At 37.9% G+C, this 25,513-nt stretch carries 28 protein-coding genes and 1 riboswitch; of the genes, 5 read left to right on the plus strand and 23 right to left on the minus strand.

Annotation, left to right across the window (positions count from 1 at the left end):
- Positions 1 to 792 carry a hypothetical protein gene (locus HZI73_RS24265; RefSeq protein ID WP_212695915.1) on the minus strand — a complete coding sequence of 264 codons (792 nt, stop codon included), beginning with the start codon at positions 790 to 792 and terminating at the stop codon, positions 1 to 3.
- A gap of 226 nt (positions 793 to 1,018) precedes the next feature.
- Here HZI73_RS24265 and HZI73_RS24270 point away from each other — a divergent pair, with 226 nt between their 5' ends.
- Entirely contained in the window at positions 1,019 to 1,672 is a 654-nt protein-coding gene (locus HZI73_RS24270) for a (Fe-S)-binding protein (protein WP_212695916.1), read from the plus strand.
- 200 nt (positions 1,673 to 1,872) lie between these two features.
- Here HZI73_RS24270 and HZI73_RS24275 read toward each other — a convergent pair whose 3' ends face one another.
- The 7 genes from HZI73_RS24275 to HZI73_RS24305 all read right to left on the minus strand — a co-directional run bounded on the left by HZI73_RS24275 (position 1,873) and on the right by HZI73_RS24305 (position 7,905).
- Positions 1,873 to 2,496 carry a hypothetical protein gene (locus HZI73_RS24275; RefSeq protein ID WP_212695917.1) on the minus strand — a complete coding sequence of 208 codons (624 nt, stop codon included), beginning with the start codon at positions 2,494 to 2,496 and terminating at the stop codon, positions 1,873 to 1,875.
- Between the two features lie 248 nt (positions 2,497 to 2,744).
- Positions 2,745 to 3,287 (minus strand): TetR/AcrR family transcriptional regulator, encoded by a 543-nt coding sequence (locus HZI73_RS24280; RefSeq protein ID WP_212695918.1) that lies wholly within the window; start codon positions 3,285 to 3,287, stop codon positions 2,745 to 2,747.
- 62 nt (positions 3,288 to 3,349) lie between these two features.
- The gene (locus HZI73_RS24285; RefSeq protein WP_212695919.1) at positions 3,350 to 3,799 is read right to left on the minus strand and encodes a pyridoxamine 5'-phosphate oxidase family protein; all 450 of its coding nucleotides are present in this window, start codon (positions 3,797 to 3,799) and stop codon (positions 3,350 to 3,352) included.
- A 142-nt stretch (positions 3,800 to 3,941) separates the two neighbouring features.
- Positions 3,942 to 4,499: a CDP-alcohol phosphatidyltransferase family protein gene (locus HZI73_RS24290; RefSeq protein WP_246552267.1), complete on the minus strand. Its 558-nt coding sequence runs from the start codon at positions 4,497 to 4,499 to the stop codon at positions 3,942 to 3,944.
- Between the two features lie 8 nt (positions 4,500 to 4,507).
- Positions 4,508 to 5,242, minus strand: a complete 735-nt coding sequence (locus HZI73_RS24295) for a GNAT family N-acetyltransferase (RefSeq protein ID WP_212695921.1) — start codon at positions 5,240 to 5,242, stop codon at positions 4,508 to 4,510.
- A 97-nt stretch (positions 5,243 to 5,339) separates the two neighbouring features.
- Positions 5,340 to 6,878 carry a glycoside hydrolase family 43 protein gene (locus tag HZI73_RS24300; protein ID WP_212695922.1) on the minus strand — a complete coding sequence of 513 codons (1,539 nt, stop codon included), beginning with the start codon at positions 6,876 to 6,878 and terminating at the stop codon, positions 5,340 to 5,342.
- Positions 6,879 to 7,026: 148 nt separating this feature from the next.
- Positions 7,027 to 7,905, minus strand: coding sequence for an SMP-30/gluconolactonase/LRE family protein (locus HZI73_RS24305; protein WP_212695923.1), 879 nt, complete (start codon positions 7,903 to 7,905; stop codon positions 7,027 to 7,029).
- 304 nt (positions 7,906 to 8,209) lie between these two features.
- Between HZI73_RS24305 and dmpI the strand changes: the two genes are divergently transcribed.
- Entirely contained in the window at positions 8,210 to 8,398 is a 189-nt protein-coding gene (gene dmpI, locus HZI73_RS24310) for a 4-oxalocrotonate tautomerase DmpI (RefSeq protein WP_212698923.1), read from the plus strand.
- A gap of 237 nt (positions 8,399 to 8,635) precedes the next feature.
- Positions 8,636 to 9,448 carry an AraC family transcriptional regulator gene (locus tag HZI73_RS24315; RefSeq protein WP_212695924.1) on the plus strand — a complete coding sequence of 271 codons (813 nt, stop codon included), beginning with the start codon at positions 8,636 to 8,638 and terminating at the stop codon, positions 9,446 to 9,448.
- 83 nt (positions 9,449 to 9,531) lie between these two features.
- Here the strand turns inward: HZI73_RS24315 and HZI73_RS24320 are convergent, their stop codons facing one another.
- On the minus strand, positions 9,532 to 10,056 hold the full coding sequence (locus tag HZI73_RS24320; RefSeq protein WP_212695925.1) for a nitroreductase family protein: 525 nt from the start codon (positions 10,054 to 10,056) through the stop codon (positions 9,532 to 9,534).
- A gap of 156 nt (positions 10,057 to 10,212) precedes the next feature.
- On the opposite strand from HZI73_RS24320, the gene HZI73_RS24325 reads away from it, so the two are divergent.
- Complete coding sequence (locus HZI73_RS24325; protein WP_212695926.1) at positions 10,213 to 10,578, plus strand: winged helix-turn-helix transcriptional regulator; 366 nt, start codon at positions 10,213 to 10,215, stop codon at positions 10,576 to 10,578.
- Positions 10,579 to 10,622: 44 nt separating this feature from the next.
- On the opposite strand, the gene HZI73_RS24330 is transcribed toward HZI73_RS24325, so the two are convergent.
- The 8 genes from HZI73_RS24330 to HZI73_RS24365 form a co-directional block, all read right to left on the minus strand.
- Positions 10,623 to 11,396, minus strand: a complete 774-nt coding sequence (locus HZI73_RS24330) for a sirohydrochlorin cobaltochelatase (RefSeq protein ID WP_212695927.1) — start codon at positions 11,394 to 11,396, stop codon at positions 10,623 to 10,625.
- A gap of 8 nt (positions 11,397 to 11,404) precedes the next feature.
- Positions 11,405 to 12,208, minus strand: coding sequence for an ABC transporter ATP-binding protein (locus HZI73_RS24335; RefSeq protein WP_212695928.1), 804 nt, complete (start codon positions 12,206 to 12,208; stop codon positions 11,405 to 11,407).
- Between the two features lie 4 nt (positions 12,209 to 12,212).
- A complete protein-coding gene (locus HZI73_RS24340) occupies positions 12,213 to 12,995 on the minus strand; it encodes an ABC transporter ATP-binding protein (RefSeq protein ID WP_212695929.1) in 783 nt (260 codons plus the stop codon).
- Between the two features lie 16 nt (positions 12,996 to 13,011).
- Positions 13,012 to 14,565 carry an ABC transporter substrate-binding protein gene (locus HZI73_RS24345; RefSeq protein ID WP_212695930.1) on the minus strand — a complete coding sequence of 518 codons (1,554 nt, stop codon included), beginning with the start codon at positions 14,563 to 14,565 and terminating at the stop codon, positions 13,012 to 13,014.
- 62 nt (positions 14,566 to 14,627) lie between these two features.
- Positions 14,628 to 15,443, minus strand: a complete 816-nt coding sequence (nikC, locus tag HZI73_RS24350) for a nickel transporter permease (RefSeq protein WP_212695931.1) — start codon at positions 15,441 to 15,443, stop codon at positions 14,628 to 14,630.
- Complete coding sequence (gene nikB, locus HZI73_RS24355) at positions 15,433 to 16,380, minus strand: nickel ABC transporter permease (protein WP_212695932.1); 948 nt, start codon at positions 16,378 to 16,380, stop codon at positions 15,433 to 15,435. The genes nikC and nikB overlap by 11 nt, the downstream gene beginning before the upstream one ends.
- A gap of 187 nt (positions 16,381 to 16,567) precedes the next feature.
- Positions 16,568 to 16,741, minus strand: a riboswitch (cobalamin riboswitch).
- A gap of 92 nt (positions 16,742 to 16,833) precedes the next feature.
- Positions 16,834 to 17,631, minus strand: coding sequence for an AraC family transcriptional regulator (locus HZI73_RS24360; protein WP_212695933.1), 798 nt, complete (start codon positions 17,629 to 17,631; stop codon positions 16,834 to 16,836).
- Between the two features lie 110 nt (positions 17,632 to 17,741).
- Positions 17,742 to 18,389, minus strand: coding sequence for a hypothetical protein (locus HZI73_RS24365; RefSeq protein ID WP_212695934.1), 648 nt, complete (start codon positions 18,387 to 18,389; stop codon positions 17,742 to 17,744).
- A 193-nt stretch (positions 18,390 to 18,582) separates the two neighbouring features.
- Between HZI73_RS24365 and HZI73_RS24370 the strand changes: the two genes are divergently transcribed.
- Positions 18,583 to 19,653 carry a uroporphyrinogen decarboxylase family protein gene (locus HZI73_RS24370; RefSeq protein ID WP_212695935.1) on the plus strand — a complete coding sequence of 357 codons (1,071 nt, stop codon included), beginning with the start codon at positions 18,583 to 18,585 and terminating at the stop codon, positions 19,651 to 19,653.
- Between the two features lie 208 nt (positions 19,654 to 19,861).
- Here the strand turns inward: HZI73_RS24370 and HZI73_RS24375 are convergent, their stop codons facing one another.
- From HZI73_RS24375 to HZI73_RS24400, 6 genes are all read right to left on the minus strand, one after another.
- Positions 19,862 to 20,299 (minus strand): DUF3788 domain-containing protein, encoded by a 438-nt coding sequence (locus HZI73_RS24375; protein WP_212695936.1) that lies wholly within the window; start codon positions 20,297 to 20,299, stop codon positions 19,862 to 19,864.
- 157 nt (positions 20,300 to 20,456) lie between these two features.
- A complete protein-coding gene (locus HZI73_RS24380; RefSeq protein WP_212695937.1) occupies positions 20,457 to 21,113 on the minus strand; it encodes a bifunctional 4-hydroxy-2-oxoglutarate aldolase/2-dehydro-3-deoxy-phosphogluconate aldolase in 657 nt (218 codons plus the stop codon).
- 39 nt (positions 21,114 to 21,152) lie between these two features.
- Entirely contained in the window at positions 21,153 to 22,313 is a 1,161-nt protein-coding gene (gene dgoD / locus HZI73_RS24385; RefSeq protein WP_212695938.1) for a galactonate dehydratase, read from the minus strand.
- A gap of 49 nt (positions 22,314 to 22,362) precedes the next feature.
- Complete coding sequence (locus tag HZI73_RS24390; RefSeq protein ID WP_212695939.1) at positions 22,363 to 23,205, minus strand: carbohydrate ABC transporter permease; 843 nt, start codon at positions 23,203 to 23,205, stop codon at positions 22,363 to 22,365.
- Positions 23,192 to 24,076, minus strand: coding sequence for a carbohydrate ABC transporter permease (locus tag HZI73_RS24395; RefSeq protein ID WP_212695940.1), 885 nt, complete (start codon positions 24,074 to 24,076; stop codon positions 23,192 to 23,194). The genes HZI73_RS24390 and HZI73_RS24395 overlap by 14 nt, the downstream gene beginning before the upstream one ends.
- A gap of 46 nt (positions 24,077 to 24,122) precedes the next feature.
- Positions 24,123 to 25,496, minus strand: a complete 1,374-nt coding sequence (locus HZI73_RS24400) for an ABC transporter substrate-binding protein (RefSeq protein ID WP_212695941.1) — start codon at positions 25,494 to 25,496, stop codon at positions 24,123 to 24,125.
- Positions 25,497 to 25,513 lie beyond the last annotated feature (17 nt).

The following is a 25,513-nucleotide window of genomic DNA, read 5'->3' on the forward strand; positions in this document are numbered from 1 at the left end:
TTATTCTTCTTTTTCTACTCGCATAACCATCTTTGCATCCACTTCAGCAGGATACTTCTCCCTAATGACTTCAGCATATACATCTATGACATCACCAGCTTCCAATTCAGAAAGATTAAAATCAACAACCGTACTCGATAGAATGATTACATGATATTCCATACCGTCCTTATCTTTTGTCATGAGCATCATTTCACCTGTTGCATCAATGCGGTCAATTTTATCCACATTTAAGGTCATAGCTGAATCTTTCAGGTATACATGGTAGAGTATATTGTCACCATTAACGATATAGTCAACCATAAGACGATCGCCAACTTTACTTGTTAATGGCTCACTGATAGTAAGTGTTATATCACCATCCGTAGATGCGATAACTACTTGCTGATCTGTCATTTCTTTGATGGTGCCTTCTACTCTTTTTATGGTGTCTCCCATGGTGGTATGCCGTACCGTAAAGTCCATCTTAATTTTTTCAACGGTATAATCCTTGTCCTTTTTTATAATACCTACTGTTTCGCCAACATAACACTTTTCAATGCCTTCCACATGGGTATAGTCTTTCATGGTATCACCTGATAGTATGGATACTGTCCCCTCTCTTATTGCATGAATTGTACCGACAATGTCATACTTCTTCAAGTCTGTTGATGCATCGTTTTCTCCATGATTGTCGACTGAATCAGGTGTAGAAGTATTACCTTCATTGGCTTTGTCTTTATCATGTGTACACCCGGTTAATATCTGTGATGCAACGAATAAAATCAATGCTATTGTTATTATTTTCTTCATCTTATTCATACTCCTTTTGCTTAGGCTTTTTCTAGTTATGTATATGAGACGCTATGGTTGACAAAAAAGTTCCATCCATTGTGTACATATTGTATAGACGTCATAAGCTGTAATCGCTTTACTAACGACATATACGATGTCATGACCGAAAATCGCTTTTCATTTACCTAAGATTAGTATATGATGATAACATCTTACCAAGGAGCAAACATAGGGAGGTATACCAATGAAACAAGTCTATGCGCCTGGTTGTGGGCTTATGATCTACCAACCGGAACTTGCCAAGAAAGTACACACCTTTTTAAATTCCACAAGAGGTCCTATTCAAGCACATCATATATGCTGCAAACACAACCCTTGCTTAGAAAAAGATACATTGATTATTAACACCTGTTCAGGATGTGATAAAAGATTTCGAACACTTTATGAGGGTATAACAACCATAACTCTATGGGAAATATTAGCTGAAAGTGCAACATTTCCTTTTCCAGATTATAAAGGTTTAGAAATGTCTATTCAAGATGCTTGTCCTACCCGTTCAGAGAAAAGAGTACATAGAGCCATAAGAAAATTACTGAAAAAAATGCATATCCAAGTAATCGAACCCGAAAACACAGGTACCAAGTCTATCTGCTGTGGTGACAGCTTTTATGGAAAAATCCCAGTTGACCATGTGAAGGAACAAATGAAAAAAAGAGCACGTAACATGCCTTGTGATCATGTGGTTGTCTATTGTATTTCCTGCATTAAATCCATGTATATCGGTGGTAAAAAACCTCGCCATATACTTGATCTATTATTTAACATGCCCACAACCATCGGTACCTTTGAGCCAGACACTTGGCATAAAGAATTGAATCAATATATAGAAGCTCATTAAACCATGGGGCTTTATCACGAAAACAAAATAACGTCAATGTGTAGGAAATGATAAGAGGTTAAGCTTTTATCGTTTCCAAAAACCTCTAGCCAGTAAAATTTCATTCATGTGACAGCCCCATGCAACACATGTCCATAGCAAATATCCACCTATAATAACCATGTTTGCAACAGACATTTGCATGCTTATCCATTACCATCTTATTCTGTTCCCATGGTCATCATTAGAAAACCTGAGAATGCAGCATTGTTAGGTGCTAATGAAGCATCTACTTGTTGTTTCATAGCATTAATGTTCTCACGATATGTCACAAAGAAATCGTAACTTGGCCTTGGTTTGTAAGTAAGCCCCTCCAGCTCATATTTCTTAATGACATTCTTAACGGTTGTTGGTTTGAATAATAAATCTTTGTCTGGATAATAATAGCAGCGAAAAACGGTTAACAAGGTCCATTTCGCTAATTTATATTCAGACAATATGTCAAGAAGCTGATTAAATCCCTTCTCTTCATCACCATGAATCAATTCTTTTAATCCTGCAACAAGAATCTTTTTGTTATCTATACGCATACCTCTTACTGCATCACGAAACTTAGGTTTTTCAAACAGTGATACCATAGAAGAACGAGTCACCATTTTGACCATGTTTTCTGCTGTTTCCTCTACTTGATTGAATGCGGAGGGCTTAAAACTCTCTTTCGCAAAATCCACAAGTTTGTCCATCTTATGCTTCTTGCTCATTTCAACCATTTCAGGTGTATCAAAGCCCTGTGGGTATTCCATGAAAAATGTTCTTTCTGCTTCCTTTAGCTTATTGATATTCATCACCATTTCTCCTCTCTCGTTGACCATTATTCTTATTATGCTTCACAATTGCTTGACTTTATTATACCACACATCTAAAAAACAAAGGGACTATGTGGCGTCTTGGGAAGCAAGTTATTGTGTTAAGAAAGTGTCCTTGACGCATATAAAAATGCTTTTACTTAACATGCTAAGTTAAAGACTTATCTATAAGACGATAAAGAGGTTTATACATGTATGCATAACCTCTCTCGTTACGTGTTTTATATTTATTTTGCTTGAATGATTGCAGGAAACGTGTATTGATTAAATATCTCAAAATGAATGGGATCCTTCTCTAATTTGGATGCCAACATGGTCCCTTCAAAAGCAGCAAACAGTGCCTTTGCTTTTTCATCAGGATATTCAATGGCTTCACCCTTCAATATGTCTGTTATCCAAGACGTCATCACGTTGTATAGCTCCAAAAGCTTCAACCGAAAGGATTCATTCTCATCCGATAACTCCACAACCAGATTTCCAAAGGGACATCCTCTTTTAAGCTCCAGCTCAACCAAACGATTAAAAAAGATATTAAAAAATTGCTTTATGCCTGCAATGGTGTTATCACTTTGACTCATGCCATAAGAGGTATCTTTAATATACAACTCAATAATCGCCAAGCCTAGCTCTTCCTTACTCTTAAAATAATGATAAAAAGAGCCCTTAGGAATGGATAGTTCATCCAATATACTTTTTATACCTACATGATGGTAGCCCTGTTCATGAATTAAACGAGCTGCCGTCATGATAATTGCTTCTCTCTTATTCATATAATCACCATACACTTTCTCTGGTGTTTATTATAACTAATAAGATTTCCACTTGTCAATTTTTAATAATTATACTTATCCACGTGACCAAAACCTAAGCTGTTATCTGTCACTTCTACCTCATTCAATTCTATGCGATAGACGCTCATCATAGATGGGTCACCAGGTAACTCTTGTAGGAATGGATATTTTTGCATTAAAAGACCCATAGCTTTTTGCATTTCTTCTGGCTGCTCGACCTTGAAAGCTTTACCATTGGCTCTTATATATTTCACTTGTGCTAATTCTTGGATATTCATAGCTGGCTTATCTACCACAACGTATACACGATTATCTTCTTTTAATTCAGCAACTTTTCTGGTGTTATTAAATGTCGTAAAATAAATATGTGATTCATTTTCTTGGTCAATAGCAAAATCAACGGATCTTACATTAGGGAATCCGCTATTATCTAAAGTAGCCAATCTTAATAGTTCATGTTGCTCAAGAATATCCTTAACCTTATTTCTCATAATAATTTGTCCTCCGCATATTTTTAATATTAGACCGGTCGTATACTTATTATAAAGGATAAACCACTTGTTTGTCAAATGGTTTTTTATAACAAAGGATGCTTATTATATTTTGCGTATCCATGGTCTACTGGATACTCCTTTATCCCTTCTTTTTCATATCGAGATTCATTAAACCAATACCTTTTATATCCCTAATTAACGTATCCGATGTCACATGTATAGCCAGTTCTTCAATAGCAGAAATACTTGCTATGATACAGATAATCGTACCTAAAATCGTCACATCCATTATCTTGTACAGAAATGGAAATATGAATAACAGTAAGCCAACCAATTTATTGGCATAGGTATGTAGGATAGCAAATGTATGATATTTCCAATAAGCAGTAACCACCGCCACCAACCTGATGACACCTATGGCTGCAATCCATACAATTAAGCCTATTGGCAGGGTTAATAGGGGCACAAAAATGATGAGCATGACACTTAGTAATAGCATATCAGCAATACTATCTAGTAAGGCGCCTAATTTACTGGTTGTATTGGTTTTTCTGGCAATATAGCCATCAACCATGTCACTAAGCCCACATATGACATAGGTTAACCAAAACTCGGTACTAAATGGTTCTATTACCGTTAACATGATGGCTAACAGTATGCGAAGTCCTGATAGTATGTTGGGTATATGTCTCTTCATTGGACCCATTATAGTTTTCTATACCAATAGCGGTATATCTCTTTAAATCCTAACTGATCATATAGGTTTTCAGCAACCTTATTACCTACAACCACTTGTAAGTAAGCATGATTAGCCCCTAATCTCTTAGCTTCCGCAATGAGTTTATGCATAACAGCTTTCCCATAACCCTTACCTCGATAAGATATATTCACATGAATATCAAAAATACCCACATACCCCTTATCCACAACACCATACCCAAAAGCCACAGCTTTTCCTTCTTCCTTATGTAGCACCCATATGGTTTTGCCGATAATGCTATTCAACATGGTCTTTAATACTGTCTTGGTACTTTCTTTTTGAATATTTGTATTCTTGATGTACCCATTAACCCATTCTTTTTCTAATGAAAATGCGACATCTGTTGTTGGTTGAATCACAGGGTTACATGCCTCCAAGTCTAATACCCTAACAGCTGTATCATCAACTTTATTATAGCCTAGAGCTTCTAGTGTATTATCCAAGTTGACTAAGTGACTATTTGCTGTCATTTTATATATTGTGGGCAAATCAAGCTCGTTATAAAACCTTTTGCAGTAGTCAATTTTATCCTTCAAATCTATCTGGGAAGGATATAACGGGTTAATTGAATTGGCTCGCTTTGTGTAGCCACCTGAAACCCTAAGTACCCATCCATCATACACATATGTGTGTAAAGATGGCCATGCATTCATGGATAATTCTTCAATAAACCTTATCATGATTTCACTCCTTTAAGCTAAATATCCATTGAGTGAGACAGCTTTTTCTCGTTTTCATGTTCTATTTATTATGTATAAAGTTACGTTTTACCCATTGTTAAGTAAGTTTTTTTTCAATGGGTTGATAGTCAAACCAATTAAAGGACACTTTTGTTTCTGCATGTGATACCACATACATGCCCATGTAAGTTCCAGTAAATTTCCCCTTGGCTACTTCTGTAGATATTAATTGCGTACGTCCTGTTCCAACGTACTGTATTGATGTCTCTGAGGTCCCCCATCCAAAAGCATAATGGTGTTTGTCACCTTTAACAGCCAAAACAATTGGTTGATCTTCTTTCATGTGGATTTCTTCTTGGTAATCAACCACAAAGATATCACCAACTGTTTTTTTGATCTGTAGATATCTCTGATTGTTGCATTGCACGATAGCAATCTCATAGTGGTGTTCGTCGCTGTAAAAAACAGTTAAGCCTGCCTCATCGCCATTTTTCATTGTCCCTGGTTCTACTGATGTCATGGCTAAGCAGTCAAAATGCTTCTGTCTTCTCCCTAAAAATGTCGGTGAATCCACCTCACTTAGTGTGACAGGTGTACCTGTTAAAATTAGCTTACCCTGCTCATGATTTAACTGGTAATTGGCTTTTTGGGGGTTACGAATAGTATTCCAATACATCTTCATATTGGAAGATTTAAAAGTATCTCTTGAAGGTTCATTCTCCAGTATTACTTCTGTAAATGGACGTTCAACAGTCATATGTATGTCAATCTCTCTACCTTCATTAATAACAGGCCATCCGTCATTGGTCCATGTAACTGGTGCTAAGAAAGTCTCTCTACCAAGATGATGCCATCCTTCAGCAGTTGGGCGTATACCGAGAAAAACAAACCACCAATTACCATGATTATCTTCAACAAGATCGCCATGACCTGTTGCTTGAATAGGATTGCCTGCTGATTCCCGATGAGTGATAATGGGATTGTGAGGACAACTTTCATAGGGTCCCCATATGGATTTTGATCGAGCTATGGTCTCCATATGGCCATACGAAGTACCTCCTTCTGCAACCATTAAATAGTACCACCCATGACGATAGTATAAATGAGGAGCCTCCACATATGCTCCACCTGTACCCGTCCATAACTCTTTGGTTTCTGTTAATAATGTCCCAGTTTCAATATCTATCTCAGCAAGAACAATATGTCCAAAAAAAGCATCTGTACCTTCATTGGTGACGATATAGGTTTTCCCATTCTTGTCAAAAAATAATGTGGGGTCAATACCACCTATGTTTACCCATATAGGGTCCGACCATTCGCCATGAATATCATCGGTGTACACATAAAAATTACCACCTTTACCAATATTGGTTGTCACCATATAATAGCGTCCATGATGGTGTCGGATAGTAGGTGCAAAGATTCCTGCTGATTTTCTAACTTTAGTTAGATTAAGTTGTGATGTTCTTGTTAGGCAATGACCTATCTGTTGCCAATGGACTAAATCTTTACTTTTAAATAACGGCACACCTGGAAAATATTCAAAAGTACTGGTTACTAAATAATACCAATCGTCCACACGACAGATACTAGGGTCGGGATAAAATCCAGATATAATAGGATTTGTATACTCCATGAGCTTGCCTCCTTTTTAAAATTGCAACGTATTATCGCGCAACTTTTTTATGGTTATTATACCTTATTTTCTTTTCTATATAAAGGCTCTACATGATACTATTCGTAACGAAGATGATCTCAAAATCCAGCTATTAATGCCCTATCTACTACCCAAATGTATGCATTGGTAAACCCTTAACACCAGGTCTAACCCTAAACAACCCACCTGCAAATGGCTGTTTCGCTTTTACATGCTCATCTACACCTATGCTGGCTGTTGTGATATAAAGCTCATCCAGATTCTTACCTCCAAAAGCACAGGACGTCACATTGCACACAGGTACATGAACTTTTTCCAGTAATTTCCCTGTAAAGGGATTAAAACGGTTTACAGCATAACCTCCCCACATTGCTACCCACAGCATCCCCTCAGAATCCATACACATGCCATCTGGGTGTCCTGCTCCCTCTGGTATTTCAATAACATAACGTTTATTGCTTAGTTGACCCGATTGAGCCTCAAAATCAAAGGCTGCTATTTTCTTCGTGGGTGTATCAATGTAATACATGGTTTTATTATCAAGACTCCAAGCTATACCATTGGAAATCCTCACATTGTCGAGGACTTTTTGCACCTGACAGGATATATTCAGTACATAAAGACTTCCACGAGGTTCTTGATCCTGTTCATCTTTGCTCATGGTTCCTGCCCATAATCGTCCTTCACTATCACATTTTCCATCGTTAAACCGATTATGGGGCAAATGCGCTTCTGGGTCTAATAGATGTGTCATATGACGCTTCTCAAAGTCAATATGGTAAAACCCATCTTCAAGAGCTCCCACAAGACCTCCAGATTTTGCTACAGCAACACATCCCACGTTTTTACCCGTTATCATGGTGGTGTTGATTGTCGTCTCTGGATTGTACTGATGTATGTGGTTGGCTAAACAATCAACCCAATACAATACTTGAGCTTTATGGTCCCAGCATGGACCCTCACCTAATGTTGCTTTTAAATCTAATATTAAATCTGGCTCATTCATACATATTGCCTCCTTGACGTCACGCTATAATAAAATCCATACCTTTCTATTGTATGTCATCATCTAACCGTTGTAAAATACTAAATGATCATTCTCATAGCATGTCCTAACATACCTTTTTCCATGATGAATATGCTAATCATCATGTTACGCCGTCGTGTTTTTACAAGTATTATACCTCATCATCCTATAAAATAAAACTATCCTATTTTGGAAGTGTTCCTTACACCAAAAAAGAGGATAGATGATATGCCCCTATGATACCCAGCAATCCATAAAATAATAGAAGGAAGGTTATGTGAATATGCCCGTTATAAAAATTGATATGGGATTAACATCAAAAGAAGTTAAGAAAGAACTCATTGAGAAGGTAACAAAGGCTATGAGTGAAACAACCAACATACCTGAACAACATTTTACTGTCATTATCTCCGAAGGAGATGCTGATAATTTTGGTGTTGGTGGTGTTCAACTATCCGAGATGCATAAATAATAGATGCATAAGATAACCCAGTAATTCAAACCCTAAAAAGTAGGAGCAGCTATTCTATCATGATAAAATGGCTATTTCTACTTTTCTGGTATACATATAGGGTGAAGTTGACATAACAGATACTGTTTATAGAAGATTGTGATGTTACGTGATCAGCACAATCCTTTCATTCATGTTATACTGTAGGTATATCATGATAGATGCTTCATTTTGAAATATAAAAGGGGGGAGCTACAGGTGTTTAAGATACGATTTTTTAATGAGGTGGATCCATCGCTCAAGCCTTTCATTCGCCATTATTGGTATGTGAATAATGATGAAAACATAACCATTAGCCAGAATTTATTGCTCCCTATGGATCATGTTGATTTAATTATGAACATAGGAAATCCATGTATTTATGGGGAAGATCCTAACTTATGTAAGCCAGAAAACATACATTTTCATGGCATCAGGGAGCATGCGTCAAAAATTACCCAATGGGGACGACTACGGTCGTTTGGTATTACCTATACACCATGGGGGTTTTACTTCTTTACGAAAAAACCCATGGGACAATATGTTGATCGCATCGTTAATTTAAGAGAAACAAACACCATGCTTTGCCAAGAACTGTCTGCTCATATTGCACAATTTCATAACCCCTCATCCTTTATTAAGCAAATGGAAAAATCCTTGATGAAAAGTGTTCGTGCTACAGAAGAAGAACTCGATGAGTGTAGCATCATCGAAAATTTCATGGCATCCGATCTGCCACATATTCAGACTTATTGTGAAAGGAATGGGTTATCCACTCGAAAGTTAGAGCGTTTATTTAGCAAATATATTGGTGTTAGTCCTAAAAGATTTATGAATATCGTAAGATTTGAAGAATGTGCTAGAGATATTATATCTGGTAATGAATCCAGCCTAACAGATATTTCGTATAGAAACGGTTATTATGACCAACCTCATTTTGTTAAGAATTTTAAAGGTTATACAGGCTATGCGCCTAGAGATTTCCAATCGGATAAACCAGCTCTCAAATCACATTTTGATTGTGATAGCTAATATTTCTCTAACGGTTATAAAAAACAGTTAGTTTAACATGCAACGTTAAAACTAACTGTTTCCATCATTCATGTATGGCTATTTTATTTTTCAAACCCTTCATAGGATACGATTTCATCCAGAGGCTTACGGGTCTCTTGATGCCGGTCTGGTGATAGTGGTTCTTCACTTGCATAACCAATAGCAAGAAGATTAATGGGCTCTAGATAATCTGGCAGGTCAAAAACTTCTTTAATCACATCCGGTTTAAAATAATCAATCCAAACACTGCCAAGCCCTAATGCTGTTGCTTGCAACATCATATGATCCGTCACAATACTTGCATCAATATCCATCAATGATTTCCCATCAAATGGTCTAACCCATGATCCTTCCTTATGACTACATACCATGATGACAAGCGGTGCGTCATAGACATTGGCAGCTTTGCTGATCTTCTTTAATCCTTCTTCTTTCCTAAGAACAATAAGATGATGTGGCTGTTTATTAGCACCTGTTGGTGCAATCCGACCGGCTTCTAAAATTGTAGCCACTTTACTATCTTCTACTTTGTCGGATGTGTATTTTCTTACAGAATATCGCTTTTTTGCTAATGCTAAAAAATCCATTATTCTTCCTTCCCTTCATTCTCCATTTTTTACGTATGGTTGATTTTTTATCAACCTATGGTATTATTATAACTATAATTATCATTTATTCAAGTATGCACTTTTAAGTGCTATACTACCCAAAATGATACTGTAAAGAAAAGAGGTAAGAATACGATGAAACAATCCATGGATAACTTTAACTGTCCCATTGAAGCCACTTTGGCGCTTATTGGTGGCAAATATAAATCCCTTATTTTATGGCATCTTATCAATGAAACCCTACGTTTCAATCAATTAAGTAAACTTATTCCACAGGCAACACCCAAGATGCTTACACAGCAATTAAGAGAATTAGAGGCTCATGGCTTAATCAACCGAAAGGTTTATCCCGTTGTCCCCCCAAAGGTGGAATACACGTTGACAGATTTTGGGAAAAGCATCACGCCAATCTTAACCGCCATGCTGGATTGGGGTAATACGTATTTAGAAAAACATAATGCCACAACGCCTTGTACACCCAATGAACTTACCACTCATTGATTGGACCTTAAGGTAAACATGGGAATACTCATTACAAGTGGGTATTATCCCATCATCTCGGCAATACGTTGAAGAAAGATATGCTGTATTTCTTCTCTCTCCCCAAGTCCTTTTAATTGACAGTTTACCTGAATATGTTTTTCTTCTAGCAATGCCTTATAGGAATCTTCTTCCCCTGCCATATCGTTTATGGCATGATCCCCTGCTACCATCATTAAGGGTACCAATGTCATCTTCTTATATGTATTTTCTATCTTATGAATCACATGGTCTATTTCAGGATAGCCCTCTACGTTGGCCAGGAGTATATCATCTCTTCTATCCTTTATTTTATTTTGCAGCATACTGTAGCAGGCGTTTGCAAAATGTTCCGTACCATGACCCATGAATAGAATACCTTCATGCTCTTTTTCTTCTGGTAAAGTATTCAATAACCCGTCAATGACTTCATCATAATGCCTTTCTTCATACAATAATGGAAGACCTAAGCTGATCTTTCCTTTCGTTCGATGCCGCATACGAATCACAGCATTTCTCACCTTTTCGTATTCATAACCTGGAATAATATGTAAGGGCTGCACATAAATTTCTTCCATGCCGGAATCAACCATTTTTCCCAGCGCTTCTAGGGGTGTATCCACATGGATATCGTCTCGTTCTTTTAATTTTTTAATAATCATGTTGGATGTAAAAGCACGCCTTACCTGATAATCCGAATAGCTCTCTTCAATTTTTTTTTCTATGGATTCAATACACTTTTTTCTTGTGGCTGGATAAGACGTTCCAAAGCTAACGACTAATATTCCTTTTTTCATCATGTCCTCCTCTATGATACCTTTACTTTTTGCGTATAATTATTTAGGGTAAGTACAGAATTTAAGAGTGTTTTGGTGTATGGGTGCTTGGCTTCTGCCATGATGTTTTTACTTGCTAGCATGTCCACAAGCTTACCTTCATACATGATATATATGCGATCACAGATGTTTTCAGCCAGAGCTATATCATGTGTGATAAAAAGACTGGCATAGTTCTGCTGCGCCTTCATATCAAACAGCAGTTCTATGATGTCTTTTTGTATGGATACATCAAGGGCCGATGTACATTCATCACATATAATAAGACTTGGCTTAATACCCATTGCCCTAGCAATGACAATTCTTTGCAGTTGGCCTCCACTGAGTTCATTAGGGTATTTCTTCATGCAATGGCTTTCAAGATTAACCATCTGAAGCAATGCTTTTGCATGAGCATAGGCTTCTCGTTTAGGCATGCGTTGGAAATTAATAAAAGGTTCTGCTAAATATTGCCCCATGGTCATCCTTGAACTAAATGTATCCAATGGGTTTTGAAAAATCATTTGAACCTGTTTATAATATTGTTTTAGATTTTTTCTTTGTAAGTGGGTGATATCTTCTCCCTTAAAAAACATAGCACCTTCTGAGGCCTGGGTTAAATGCGATATGATTCTTGCCAATGTACTTTTCCCGCAACCACTTTCGCCAACTAATCCGATACACTCACCTGGCTTAATTATCAGGTTAACGTCCTCAACCACCTTTACATAGTCACCCTTATGGTCTCGATATTGTTTACCAATTCCTTTTAACTCAAGAATCGCATTTTCTTTCATATCATCATCCTTTCATGTGAGGTATGGCCGCCAATAACTCCTGTGTATAGATTGTGCTTGGCTGTGTCATGACTTTGTCTGTTTTATCATGCTCAACCACGCTGCCATTGCGCATCACCATCATTTTATCAGACATATAAGCTGCACCACCCATGTTATGGGTTACCATGATAATACTGGTATGAAAATGCTCTCTCAGAAGCATTAACTCATCCATGATCTGTTTTTGTGTAAGAACGTCTAAGGCACTGGTTGGTTCATCTGCACATATTAATTTGGGTTCCAAAGCTAAAGCCATTGCAATAGCAACCCTCTGCTTCATGCCGCCACTTAGTTGGAATGGGTAAGCATTCATGACCCTATCCGTCTCATGAAGATTCATTTTCACTAATGTTTCTTTGGCTAAATCTAACGCCTCTACCTTAGATAGCTTTTTATGGCTTTGAATACATTCGACGAATTGTTTGCCTATCCTCATAATGGGATTAAAGTAAGAACCTGGGTTTTGAAAAATCATAGCCATGTCATTGCCACGTAAGCTTCGCCACTGTTCTTTATTGTAATGGCGGATATTCTTCCCTTCAAAATATATTTCCCCTGATCGGATTTCTGCTAGAGGTGACAGCAGATTCATGATGGTTCGAACCAACGTTGTTTTACCACTACCGCTTTCACCAACAATACCTATAATTTCTTTATAACCAATGGTTAAATTAATGTCTTCAATGACATTTCCCTCGCCAGGATAGTGTACGGTGAGGGATTTCACTTCAAGTAGTTTTCTCATCTTGTCTTAACCCCAATCATTCCATGGTTACCCGGTCATCAATATAATAGACTTCTGAAATAAATCGGTAAACACCACCTACATTTTTGTTGGTCACAATGGTTCCTTCTTGATAATATAAGAAAATAGAAGCCACATCGTCCATCAAAATCTTAGCACCTTCAGCACCCAACCTATGTCTTGAATCCTTATTCAGTTCCTTATCCAGTGCTAGACAGACCTTATCTAAGTCTTGATTGCTGTAATGTCCATAATTGCCTGAGCTGTCTGTTTTATAGCTGGCTTCCAGAAAATATTGAGGGTCAGCCGTAGGGGCAGAAGTCCATCGCTCCCATAATAAATCATACTCGCCTGAACTGGCTATATCTGCATAGTTCTCTACTTGAACAATGTCCACACCTAGACCAATTTCCCTATATTGAGATTGCATGGCCATACCAATGTTATTGGCATCATTACCATGATTTGATCTTGATATATAGGTAAGGATCATGTTTTCCCCATTCATTTCTCGAATACCATCCCCATCTGTATCAACCATGTTCAATTGATCCAATAGTTCATTTGCTTTTTCTGGATTATAAGGGTAGGCATCGTCTTCCTTCACATGAAAAGGCAGCATATCATTAAAAGGTCCTTTAGCTGGAATACCCTTAACGATTTGACTTGCATAGGTGGCTTTATCGATACCGTAACATAGTGCTTGTCTAAACGCCAAATGCTTCATGTAGGGTTTGTCCATATTAATTCTTAAAAGGAACACCCTTAGATTGGGTCCTTTTTGGACCACATAATGATCATCGTTTTCAAATAAAGCCAGATCCTTTGGACTCACTTGAGTCGCTAAATCAATTTCACCAGATTGCAATGTCATGGTACGTGTTGAAGCATCCTGTATGTATTTCACATTGACCACATCCACACCAATATCACCACTCCAATGGGATGTATGCTTATGGAGCGTCATACCAACACTGGGCGTAAAGGTCTCTACTTTGAATGCACCTGTTGTAATCGGCTTGAATTTAAACTGCTCATCATCAGCCACTGATGCATCCACAATGACAAAAACCGGGTCTGCTAAATTGTTAATGAGGGTTGCATAGGGTATAGTGGTCTTAATGGTTAATGTTTGCCCTTCTGCGGTGATGGATTCTACAGGGAATTTTACGTCATCCCGATCGGATATGTCTAAAGCTCTCTCAATAGACGCCTTACAAGCTTTGGCATCCACCACATGACCATTATGGAATGTGACATTTTCTCTTATCTGAAAGATGGTTGTCAGCTCATCCACTTGCTCATAAGATGCAGCAATAACGGGTTTGAATTCAAGGTTTTCATCCACTTGAACCAGGTTCTCTCCAATACCACATCGTGTTAACGCCCAACCATTCCAGCCTTCAGTGGGTTCAAGATTACTGTCAAACCAAAACACTGCCATGTTCAACACTTTTTCCTGTGCGGCTTCACCTGCGCCATTTTGATTGACCTGTTGTTGACGACTTTGTCCTGTACATCCCATACATAGGACACTGATAATGATCAAGATGCTTACTAGTTTTTTCATTTCCTTCTCCTTCTTATCACTTATTGATGATAAACCTATTTAAACGATTATATATTGGTCATTTATACATGCTTTGGATCTAAGATATCTCTTATGGCATCCCCAAGCATATTGAATATGGAAACCACGATAAAGATGGCTAATCCAGGATAGATTAACAACCACGATGCTGTTTGCAGGTAGTCTCTGCCTTCATTTAACATATTTCCCCATTCGGGTGTTGGGGGTTGAACACCTAATCCAAGAAAGGATAGGCCTGCTAAGGATAACATCATCCCACCAATATCTAATGCAAACTTCACAATCAAGGGGGATATTATATTAGGTAAGATGTAGACCCTAATCACTTTCAACTTGCTGGCACCACCCATCACAGCTGCATGTATGTACTCCCTATCTTTTATATCCAATACCAGGGTTCTTGTTAATCGTGCATACTTGGTCCACCAGATAATGGATAGCGCTATGATGGTATATTTCATGCCTTGTCCTAATACACCTACAATGGCAATGGCAAACACAATATCAGGAAATGCCAATACTGTGTCAGCCATCCGCATGATGGCTGTATCCACAAATCCTCCTGCTAATCCAGAAACAATGCCCAGGGTTAAACCTAAAACGAAGATAATACCCAATAATAAAATCGTTGTTCCAAGCGATACACGAGCACCATGTAAGATTCTTGAATAAATGCACCTTCCTACCTGATCTGTCCCAAAAGGGTATTGTTCACTGGGCTCCTGTAAGATATTGGCAAAGTCCGTTGCTAATGGGTCATTGGGTGCTAATAAGGGTGCAATCATTGAAAAAATAATGGCTAGAACAGCAATGGAAGCAATCATCACAAAAAAGACTTTCTTTCTTTTAAACGTCATCTTGATAGCCTCCTAACCGAACTCTTGGGTCAAGTAACTGTGTTGTCACATCGACTAAGAAGTTAATGCTTACATAGATAAATGCCATAAATAATACATAACCCTGCAACAAGGCGTAATCCCTATAGGTGACGGCATTAAGTGCCATGGAACCTAGACCCGGCCAAGAAAAAATATTTTCAACAATAACGGTACCTCCTAAGAGAACAGCAATGGATAAGCCCAGTAAGGTAATGATGCTCTTTAGGGCATTGGGTAATATATGCTTCTTCATTATTCTCATTTCATGAATACCTCGGGCTCTTGCCCCCACCACATAATCTTCTGTGTACTGTTCCAATACTGCCGCCCTGATTTGGCGAATGTAGCGTCCAGATAATGGTATCGCTAACGTTAAGGCTGGTAGTATAACACTATTAAGATCGTATGGATTTGTTATGGTAAACCAACGCTGCTTCACAACAAAGTAATAGATTAATATCAACCCTAACCAAAAACTTGGCATGGATATGCCTGCAAAAGAAATGCCCTTAATCACCTGATCAATGAACGTATGAATTTTAACTGCAGATAACACCCCTAATGAAAGAGAAAAAACAATTAACAACACGATAGCAGCTACCGCTAACCGGATGGTCATTAACATCCGGCTACCTAAGACCACTGCTACTTGTTCTCTTTCAGAAGATGAATAACCTAAGTTGCCTCTTAATACACCAATCAACCAATTGCCATACTGTACGATAAATGGGTCATTAAGTCCCATTTCCTCTCTCGTTTTTTCTAATAATTCTTCTGTTGGTATAACATCATGAGCCGTTAACATCATTTCAGCTGGATCACTTGGGCTGATATATGTCAATAAAAAGGTAATAAAAGATGCCAGCAGCATCACGATTATGAGTTGTATGCCTCTACTTATAATGTATTTTCTCATGCTCATTCCACCGTTTTCTTATTATTTACACCAAATACGACATGATATGGGGTATTTTTCTAAACAAAAAAGAGATACCCTTGACAAAAGTATCCCTTGCTTATATGTATATGCTCCAATTAACATCGAGTATCTAAAGTTCATATACCTGAAGAACGCATAAAGCAAACAGACTTCCCTCCGAAGTTGTATGAGTCCATTTATGGCAGGTCTCCTGGCTTACAATCACCCTACTCTTCACCTTCCCATCCTCAGACAGTGGTATACGAATTTCGTCATGCTTACAGTAGCGGGGGCTGCAAAGGTCTTACACCTTTTTCCCTATTCTCTCATGATGAGCACCATAAAATCTTCCCTATTCATTTTTATTGATAACAGTTTATCACCTTAGACAAAATTTGTCAAAAGTCTTTCTTATAAATTTTTGTAAATTTTTATGCTTTTTCTTAATGATCATTTCGTTTGATCTGGTTGGGTCATAAAAGCATTTCTAAAGACCGATGGACTCATACCTGATAGTTGTTTAAATTGCTTTGAGAAATAGGCAACATCCTTGTATCCACATAAGATTGCAATTTCATTGATGGTATAATTACTATATAAGATATAGTGTTTTGCCAAATTCATCTTCACCTGAAGACAATAAGTCATAGGTGTAACACCTATTTCCTGTTTAAATAATCGTAAGAAGTGATTGATTGAATAGCCGCATTGATTGGCTAAGTAACTCAGCGTATAGGGGTAAGTTGGTTTGTTGTTAATGCTATTCACGATTTTCTTAATCCGGCTCACTTCACTTGTTTTTAATTGGAGCAGCTGCTCACTTAATATGGCATTAAGCCAGATTAATGCTTCTTCTCTATTACCGGATTTGAAATCAGCTCTAAGATTCTCAAACAGCTTTCTTACAAACATTGGATTATCGTATATCAGCTTTGTTGAGCCCAAATGCTGGCCATAATTCTGGTGCAATCCCTCGCTTTCTCTAAAATAAACGGTTAAAACCGTTAATGGCTTATCCGGGTTGTGTTGGCAATAATGAGCCTGTAATAGATTAAACAAATAGACATCGCCTTCTAGCAGTTTTGTAATACGACCATTGGTCTCTACAGTGGCTTCTCCTGATTCAACGTACCATAAGTGATACCCTATCCAATTGTTCTTTTTGGTATACCAGTCCCATTCTGGCATACATTCCGCTTTATTTGAGACAATAATATCCCATCTTTTATTATTCAAAAAACGTTTCATGGTGATATTATACAAGTTAAGGTTGATGTTGTAAATGTATTTTCAGTAGAAATATTAATTCCTGACGAATATGCGTGTATGAACCATTATTAACATAACTTTATTATGGTTTATTGTGTGCACATGGGATGCCCTACTTCCCCTGTTAATGCATCGATTGGAACTGTACAGGAGCTTCCTCCTAAACCATTAGATTCCCAATAAGAAACATACCATTTTTTCCCTCTAAAATCTGAAAAATCAATTTTTGATATATCTTTTATATTTTCAAATGCATCCATAAAATTTTGCAATGCTTTTTCAGGTAAGATGACGTCATCTGTTATTCTATTTGTCAATATCAATGTTGATCTTTTATGCTCCCATTCAATCACTACTTTTATTGCAGTATCCTTTTCAAAGAAAAGAAGCTCTTCAACCGTGTATTTATTCCCCTCTGTCAATGCTTTTTCACCCATAATAGGTCCTTTTGGAGTTTCAATGATATATTTAAAAGTGCCTGTATTGCTACCTTTAAACATGCGATAGAGATGTAATTGTGTCCGTTTATGCTTTCCCTGATTTATGACTTGATACTCCCCTTTCCAATGCTGGTCAGACCCTTTGAAATACATGGTACACATAGGTACTGATTGCATTAATTCATGAACATTAGGGCTCCTTGTACTCTTTAATGGCAATGCATCTCTTGTTAACATATTAAGTGATAATACTAATGCAAAAAACATATACTTCATCCATAATCCTTTCACTTCCATATGTAAAACCCTCCTACCTTGACTTTCCCTTATTAGACGCATGAACCCTTTATTTGTTCCACCTAGAATCTTACTGGTTAATCTAGAGGATCCATTATGGTGATATTATACAAATTTATCATGATATTGTAAATGGTATTTAGCTTCTATCATCATGTACAATAAACCTAAAATAGAAAGTGAGGTTATGCACATGAAACCAAAAGAGAGATTACTCAACAGTATCTATGGAAAAGAGGTTGATCGGATTCCCTGGGCGCCTTTTTTAGCCTATTACTGGGATTTTCTAGACGAAGCAATCAAACAAAAGGGTCAATTTAACTATTACCAATCCATTGGAGCTGACCCGCTTTTTCGGGGTTCTCATGTCTTAGCCAAACCCATCTATCAACATTGTGACATAAGTACCAATGTAAAAGGTAACATGAAAGAAACCCGTTACACCACCCCTGTAGGTACTCTAACATTATTACATACCTATTCAGATACGGGGAATACATGGTATCTCACCACTCATCCCGTTCGATCACAGGAGGATTTTAAAACACTGCAATATATATACGAGCATATCACCTTTGAAGAAAATATCTCTGCCTTTGAAAAAGATAAAGCTTGTTTGGGAAATGATGGTTTATATTTACCTGTTGTAGGGGTTATGGCAAAAACCTCTTATCAATCTTTGCTGGAACACTGGTGTGGAACCATTGACTTAACTTATGCAACCTTTGACTATCCAGATATCGTAGAAGCGTGTTTATCGGCTATGAACCATAAGAATAAACAGATGGTTGAATTAAGTAGCAAATCATCAGCTGAGGGCTTTATCTTTTATGAAGATACATCAACAACCAACATTAGCCCTAGCATATTTGAGCAATACATTAAACCTGAAATTGACCAGTGGGGTGATATCATTCATGCTCATGATAAATTATTAATACATCATGCCTGTGGTCATCTAAAAGGTGTTATGTCACATATTGCAGACTCAAACATTGATGTGCTCGAGTCCATCAGTCCACCACCAACAGGCGATATTGAGATTGTTGATGCAAGGGCTGTACTACCAGATCATATAGCTATCATTGGGGGCATTGAGCCTACCAAACTCCTGAATCTTCCTATGAATGCCTTAGAACAATATGTAACTGAGCTGCTATCTGCCATGAAAGGCAGTCGTTATATACTGGCTAACAGTGACAGTTGTCCACCTGGTGTTGATGAAGAGAAATTTAAGATGATTTCTCAGTTGGTAAAGGCTTAAACCTTCTGAGGGTTATCTCGTTTATCCTCAATCTGTGAAGATATACCATTTATTGATTATACCGTGTTACCTTAGCCGGTCTATAGTCCACCTATTTAAATGGTTGATGAAATTAATGAGATGGGTCTTTATAAAATAAAAAACCTAGATTAATCAATACAAGCTAATTGATTAACCTAGGTTTTTTTACCCTTCATGATATGAACGATTACGCTAAAGTCGTCTTTGGTTTTTTCTTTGCATGAAGTAATAGAAGGAATGCATCGATATCCGATTTTTCCAGAACTCTAATCCACATCCATCTTCCATCGTGTAACTGTTCTGTATGATTAAATATTGCCCTAACCGATTCATTTAATTGTTGTTTAACCCCTTCAACTTTGGCTGATTCTTTTGCACCTAATACAATTAATATAGAAAAAGCATTTTCTTCAGGAAAAAAATAACATAGTGTTTTACCACTCTTTCTATAACGTATGGACCAACCGTGCTTCTTACCAAAGAAGGATAATTCTGGCTTAAAATCATAGTGTTCCTTTACATACTTGTGTATATTCTCCCACAAGTTCACTCGATTTCCTATTAATTGCCCCATTTCATGTGCTGATGGTTGTTTTAACTTATTTAACATGCGTTCATATGCCATGTTACACCTCCATTATTGTTATAGCCATTACAACAGCCCTATTTTTTATTGTTGTAATGCCTATAAACACATTATAATGGATGTTATCTGACAACAGCTTGTCATATTTAATGCTCTTTCTCATTGAACGTTATCATGATTCAATCCATGCCATGCACTAACATGAAGTCTTCATGGCATGCTCAACGAATTTTCTTGCCAACATGGTTAATGCCTCAAATCGATTTTCACGAATCAGTGCCTTATCCACAAGATTAGACCCTAGTCCAACCCCCATGGCTCCTGCCTCTATATAATCACCGATGGTATCCATGTCAACCCCTCCAACGGCTAATAAAGGAATATGGTTAAGGGGTGCGGTAATGTCTCTCAAATAATCCACACCACCCATCTTAGCAATCGGAAAAATTTTTACGGCTTCTGCACCCGCTTCGTATGCATCTACAATCTCAGTTGGTGTCAATACGCCAGGAATTGGTGCTGCTCCCAATTCAAGGATTCTCTTAATAATGGTTTTGTTCATATTGGGGGATATCATATACTTTGCATGAGCTTTTGCAGCAAGTTCCACTTGTTCTATTGTCATGACTGTACCGGCGCCAACACATACTTTATCACCTAGAGCTTTTGAAATAGACTTAATTGCTTCATAGGTCTCTTGGTTACCTGTAGCACTTGCCTGATTAAAAGTGACTTCTATCATCCTTATACCGCCTGCATACAATGCGTGACATGTATCAAGTAGTTTATCTTGTTCAATGCCTCTTATAATGGCAATGATTCTGTCCTTCTTGATTTGTTCTAATATAGACATATTTTGACCTCCTATTGCTTGATATGATGGTGACCTGTATTACCAATCTGCTATCGCTTGATCGTCAGGATTGAAAAACATGGGGTTTTCCCATTCACCATCATACGCCATTTCCTGAATCATTTCTTCATTCACCTCAATACCAAGGCCATGACCTTTTGGAACATCCATATAACCTCCAATGACCTCAAAAGGTTTTTTCAAATATTTTACGCCTCTATCCCAACCATTATCCATACAAGGGAATTCTTGAATGACAAAATTAGGTGTACATGCATCCACTTGAAGGCAAGCAGCTAAGGAAATGGGTCCCAATGGATTATGTGGCGCAATCCCTGCGTAATAGGCTTCTGCCATGGTTGCAATCTTTCTCACTTCTAGTATACCGCCAGCATGACAACAATCTGGCTGAACAATAGCAACAGCTTGTTTTTCGATGATTTCTCGAAATCCCCATTTGGTGTAAAGTCTTTCACCTGCTGCAATGGGTATGGACGTGGCTTCTTTTACTTTTACCAAAGCATCTACATTTTCAGGCAGTACAGGTTCCTCAATAAAGACTGGATGATAGGGTTCCAGTGCCTTACAGAAGCGAATGGCCATAGCAGGTGACATCCTGCCATGACAATCAATGGCAAGGTCCATTTCATCCCCTACAGCTTCTCTTATTTTATGGAATTTGTCTACATATTCATCTAGTCTTTTTGGACTTTCCAGATAGTCAGTGGGTCGATCCGGTAAACCCAGTTTCAAGAAATTGAATCCTTCTGCTTGTCTTTTCAAGGCACATGCAACGAATTTTTCTGTGCTGGTATCGCCTGTATTTGGATAGTCACCATCAATATGTGGGTATACACGTATTTTATCTCGAACCTTTCCACCTAACATCTCATAGACAGGCATTTCATGATACTTGCCTTTGATATCCCATAAAGCCTGTTCAATACCACTTATGGCACTTACCATGATGGGTCCACCGCGATAGAATGAACCCCTATACATCATCTGCCATAGACGTTCTATGTCACACGGATTTTTCCCTATTATCATTTTCCCCATGTTGTGAACCGCTGCTTCCACAATTTTGCTTTTACCTTCAATGACAGGTTCACCAAAACCAACGATACCTTCATCTGTAGAAATTTTCAAAAACAGCCATCTTGGTTTTACATGAAATGTTTCCAGTTTGGTGATTTTCAAGTCACATCATCCTTTCTTAAGTTATGATTAACTTTTTTAACTTTACATGTTACTGCTTGACTGCTCCTGCTGTCATGCCACTAATAAAGTATTTCTGGAAGAATGTGAACATGATAATTAATGGGATACTGGCTACAATGGATGCCGCCATTAAATCATTCCAGAGCACATTATACTGACCACTGAATTCTGCAATACCCACGGTGAGTGTCTTCATATGATTATGTGTAATGAGTGTGGATGCAAAAAGAAAATCATTCCAACCCATTATGAATGCATAGATAGCTACGGACGTCATGCCTGGCATGGTTAAAGGCATGATGACTTTTAAAAAAACTTGGAATTTGCTGCACCCATCGATGGTAGCTGCTTCATCTAGTGAACGGGGTATATCATTGAAAAAACTGGTCATCATCCAAGTAGAAAAGGATAAGGCCATGGATATGTATACAAAAACAATACCCACATGGGTGTTAATCATATCAAAACGTCTAAGTATGGTGTAAAAAGGTACCAATAACATAACAGCAGGAAACATCTGGCTTACCAATAAAAATGACATAAAGGTCTTTTTCCCCTTAAACTTAAACCTGGTTATACCATAGCCTGCCAACGTTGAGCAGATAAGGGTAATCACCGTTGACAATGAAGCGTTAATAAAACTATTTTTGAATTGGGTTCCAAAGGGATATTCAATAAGAATACGTTTGAATGCTCCAAAAGTCGGCTGCTCGGGTATCCACCTTAATGGAAGTGAAAATGTTTCTGCCTCTGTTTTAATGGCTGTAGACACCATCCATAAGATAGGGACCAATACAAAAAAAGAAAAAATGATTAAAATGGTATAATGACCAAGGTTTTTAATGCTACGACTCCTTTTAGCTGTCAACATTTATCTTAAACCCTCTTTCCATCACATATTTTATCACAAATATTATGGTAAATACAACAATGGCTACCGATGATCCTGCACCAAACTCAAAATATTCAAAGCTTCGCTTATAAATATCAATACTGATAAGTGACGTGGCAGAGCCGGGTCCACCCTGAGTCAGTACCCAAACAATGGTATAGTGTTTGAACCACCAGATGATATCCAGCACCAGTGCCGTATAAATAACACCTTTAAGACTTGGAAGGGTGATATAGATGAACTTTTTCATACCCGTTGCCCCATCAATATCTGCTGCTTCATATAAATCCTGATTAATATTCTGTAGACCTGCTAACAAAATCACCATAATCATGGGAAATCCCTTCCAGATACAAGCCAATACAACAGCTACAAAAGCAAAATCACCATCCCCTAGCCAAGATATGGGTTCCGATATCAAAGACAGGCTCATGAGGGTCTGATTAATCAGGCCATATAAAGGATTAAGAAGCCACTTGAAAGTCATGGCAATGACAGATTCTGGGATCACCCAAGGCAGTATAAGGATTGCTCTAAAAAAAGTAATACCTTTTATATCCTTGTTTAATATATGGGATAGCAGGAATCCAATGATAAAGTGTCCTGCCACCACAAACACCGTAAACTTCAATGTCAGTAATATGGATGTATAAAACTGTTTGTTTACAAGTACCTTTATATAGTTCTGGAACCCGATAAAGTCCCAACGGCTGATAAGGTCTGTCTTGTAGAAACTAATGTACAATCCCCTAAGGAGTGGGTATATTCTTAATCCAACCATAAATAAAAGTGCAGGGAAAATATAGACATACGCGCCCAGCCGTCTTTTCTGTTTCATCATGATAGCCATTACAAATCTCCTTTTACAAACTCTTTTTACACGTTAAATGAGAGGCTTAATTATTCACTTCAAGCAACAATTCTTCATTTCTGCTCATGAGGTAGTCTATGGCTTCATCTACAGATACACCATTGGCCATGATATTCGTGTACGCCAAACCTACCGCATCAATCATCTGCTGATACATGGGGTATTTTTCAGGTATGTATACTTTATCTAAGGCTTGTATGAAACCTTTGTATGTTGGTTCGTTGAAGATAGGAGCAGATGTACTTTCCTTCCTTACAGGTAATCGGCCCGTTTTTTGAGCAAAATCAATAGCATATTTGGACGTATTCATAAATTTGAGATAGTCAATAACGATTTCCTTATGTTCTGACGTCTTTGACACCGAATAACCCATAACACCAGCTGAAGCGCCAACGGCATTCTCTTTTTCAGGTATTAAGAAACTACCTAATTTCCCATCAAGGTCAGGGTTCTTATTCAGTAATAGCCCCATACCATTAGAACCGGTAATCATCATGCCTGTCTTTTCAGTTGCCAGATAGTTAACAGCTTCTGTATAGCCTGTTTCTGTTGGTCCTGGAGGTACGACCTGATGTACAGTGTGTAAATCGGTAAAGAACTTAAGGGCTTCTTTAAATGCTGGGGTATCTAAGGTTGTTTTCCACTTACCATCTGCATAAGTAGCGTCTTCACATCCAAAGTTCCTAGCGATGTTCATAAATCGAGACGTACCAGAACCATTGTTTGTCCCGACCATGCTAAAGCCCCATCTATCTATTTTGCCATTCCCATCCGTATCTTTTGTCATGGCTTTTGAAACATCTAAAAAGGCATCCCAAGTTGTTGGTACTGCCATACCGGTCTCTTCCAGCCAATCGGTTCGATAGATTACCGCACTTGGTACGGAGAACCATGGGAATCTTGCCATTTCATCACCCACCATAACATCGGCCAGAGCGCTTTCTAGAAAACCATCAAAGTACTCATCCGTTAGGTAAGGTCGAATATCTTCTAGAATGCCTAATTCTACTGCTTTTGGGAAAAAGTCAGGAAGCATGGTAAATGCATCTGGCAAGTCATTATTGGTAATATATGCTGTCATCTTCTTCGTGAGTTCGTTGGAAGGTGTACCTATGTAATGAATCTTAATATTGGGATGTTGTGCCATGTAAGCGTCTGCCATGGCTTGCTCAAGTTCGCCCTCAACACCTTCTGTGATCGTTCCTGATAGAATATTGATAACAACTTCCTTCTCAGCCTTATCTTGTTCATCCCCTGGTTTCTTTTCTCCTTGACTCATGGTATCATCCGATGTTTCTTTACTACCTTTTCCTGAATCATTACTGCAACCACTAAATAGAAACACTGCCATCATGAGTATTAAGAGTATACTTAATATTTGTTTTCTTACTTTTGTCATCTTTCTTCTCCTCCTTA

The sequence above is a fragment of the Vallitalea pronyensis genome (genome assembly GCF_018141445.1).
Lineage (GTDB): Bacteria > Bacillota > Clostridia > Lachnospirales > Vallitaleaceae > Vallitalea > Vallitalea pronyensis.

What these genes read in the sequence shown, in the direction of transcription:
- HZI73_RS24270 (WP_212695916.1), top strand. Translation starts at nt 1,019, where the DNA reads ATGAAACAAGTCTATGCGCCTGGTTGTGGGCTTATGATCTACCAACCG.
- HZI73_RS24285 (WP_212695919.1), bottom strand. Translation starts at nt 3,799, where the DNA reads ATGAGAAATAAGGTTAAGGATATTCTTGAGCAACATGAACTATTAAGA.
- HZI73_RS24330 (WP_212695927.1), bottom strand. Translation starts at nt 11,396, where the DNA reads ATGATGAAAAAAGGAATATTAGTCGTTAGCTTTGGAACGTCTTATCCA.
- HZI73_RS24325 (WP_212695926.1), top strand. Translation starts at nt 10,213, where the DNA reads ATGAAACAATCCATGGATAACTTTAACTGTCCCATTGAAGCCACTTTG.
- dmpI (WP_212698923.1), top strand. Translation starts at nt 8,210, where the DNA reads ATGCCCGTTATAAAAATTGATATGGGATTAACATCAAAAGAAGTTAAG.
- HZI73_RS24335 (WP_212695928.1), bottom strand. Translation starts at nt 12,208, where the DNA reads ATGAAAGAAAATGCGATTCTTGAGTTAAAAGGAATTGGTAAACAATAT.
- HZI73_RS24320 (WP_212695925.1), bottom strand. Translation starts at nt 10,056, where the DNA reads ATGGATTTTTTAGCATTAGCAAAAAAGCGATATTCTGTAAGAAAATAC.
- HZI73_RS24345 (WP_212695930.1), bottom strand. Translation starts at nt 14,565, where the DNA reads ATGAAAAAACTAGTAAGCATCTTGATCATTATCAGTGTCCTATGTATG.
- HZI73_RS24300 (WP_212695922.1), bottom strand. Translation starts at nt 6,878, where the DNA reads ATGGAGTATACAAATCCTATTATATCTGGATTTTATCCCGACCCTAGT.
- nikC (WP_212695931.1), bottom strand. Translation starts at nt 15,443, where the DNA reads ATGACGTTTAAAAGAAAGAAAGTCTTTTTTGTGATGATTGCTTCCATT.
- HZI73_RS24305 (WP_212695923.1), bottom strand. Translation starts at nt 7,905, where the DNA reads ATGAATGAGCCAGATTTAATATTAGATTTAAAAGCAACATTAGGTGAG.
- HZI73_RS24275 (WP_212695917.1), bottom strand. Translation starts at nt 2,496, where the DNA reads ATGAATATCAATAAGCTAAAGGAAGCAGAAAGAACATTTTTCATGGAA.
- HZI73_RS24400 (WP_212695941.1), bottom strand. Translation starts at nt 25,496, where the DNA reads ATGACAAAAGTAAGAAAACAAATATTAAGTATACTCTTAATACTCATG.
- HZI73_RS24360 (WP_212695933.1), bottom strand. Translation starts at nt 17,631, where the DNA reads ATGAAACGTTTTTTGAATAATAAAAGATGGGATATTATTGTCTCAAAT.
- nikB (WP_212695932.1), bottom strand. Translation starts at nt 16,380, where the DNA reads ATGAGAAAATACATTATAAGTAGAGGCATACAACTCATAATCGTGATG.
- HZI73_RS24380 (WP_212695937.1), bottom strand. Translation starts at nt 21,113, where the DNA reads ATGTCTATATTAGAACAAATCAAGAAGGACAGAATCATTGCCATTATA.
- HZI73_RS24395 (WP_212695940.1), bottom strand. Translation starts at nt 24,076, where the DNA reads ATGGCTATCATGATGAAACAGAAAAGACGGCTGGGCGCGTATGTCTAT.
- HZI73_RS24340 (WP_212695929.1), bottom strand. Translation starts at nt 12,995, where the DNA reads ATGAGAAAACTACTTGAAGTGAAATCCCTCACCGTACACTATCCTGGC.
- HZI73_RS24375 (WP_212695936.1), bottom strand. Translation starts at nt 20,299, where the DNA reads ATGGCATATGAACGCATGTTAAATAAGTTAAAACAACCATCAGCACAT.
- HZI73_RS24265 (WP_212695915.1), bottom strand. Translation starts at nt 792, where the DNA reads ATGAAGAAAATAATAACAATAGCATTGATTTTATTCGTTGCATCACAG.
- HZI73_RS24295 (WP_212695921.1), bottom strand. Translation starts at nt 5,242, where the DNA reads ATGATAAGGTTTATTGAAGAATTATCCATGAATGCATGGCCATCTTTA.
- HZI73_RS24370 (WP_212695935.1), top strand. Translation starts at nt 18,583, where the DNA reads ATGAAACCAAAAGAGAGATTACTCAACAGTATCTATGGAAAAGAGGTT.
- HZI73_RS24365 (WP_212695934.1), bottom strand. Translation starts at nt 18,389, where the DNA reads ATGGAAGTGAAAGGATTATGGATGAAGTATATGTTTTTTGCATTAGTA.
- HZI73_RS24390 (WP_212695939.1), bottom strand. Translation starts at nt 23,205, where the DNA reads ATGTTGACAGCTAAAAGGAGTCGTAGCATTAAAAACCTTGGTCATTAT.
- HZI73_RS24290 (WP_246552267.1), bottom strand. Translation starts at nt 4,499, where the DNA reads ATGAAGAGACATATACCCAACATACTATCAGGACTTCGCATACTGTTA.
- HZI73_RS24280 (WP_212695918.1), bottom strand. Translation starts at nt 3,287, where the DNA reads ATGAATAAGAGAGAAGCAATTATCATGACGGCAGCTCGTTTAATTCAT.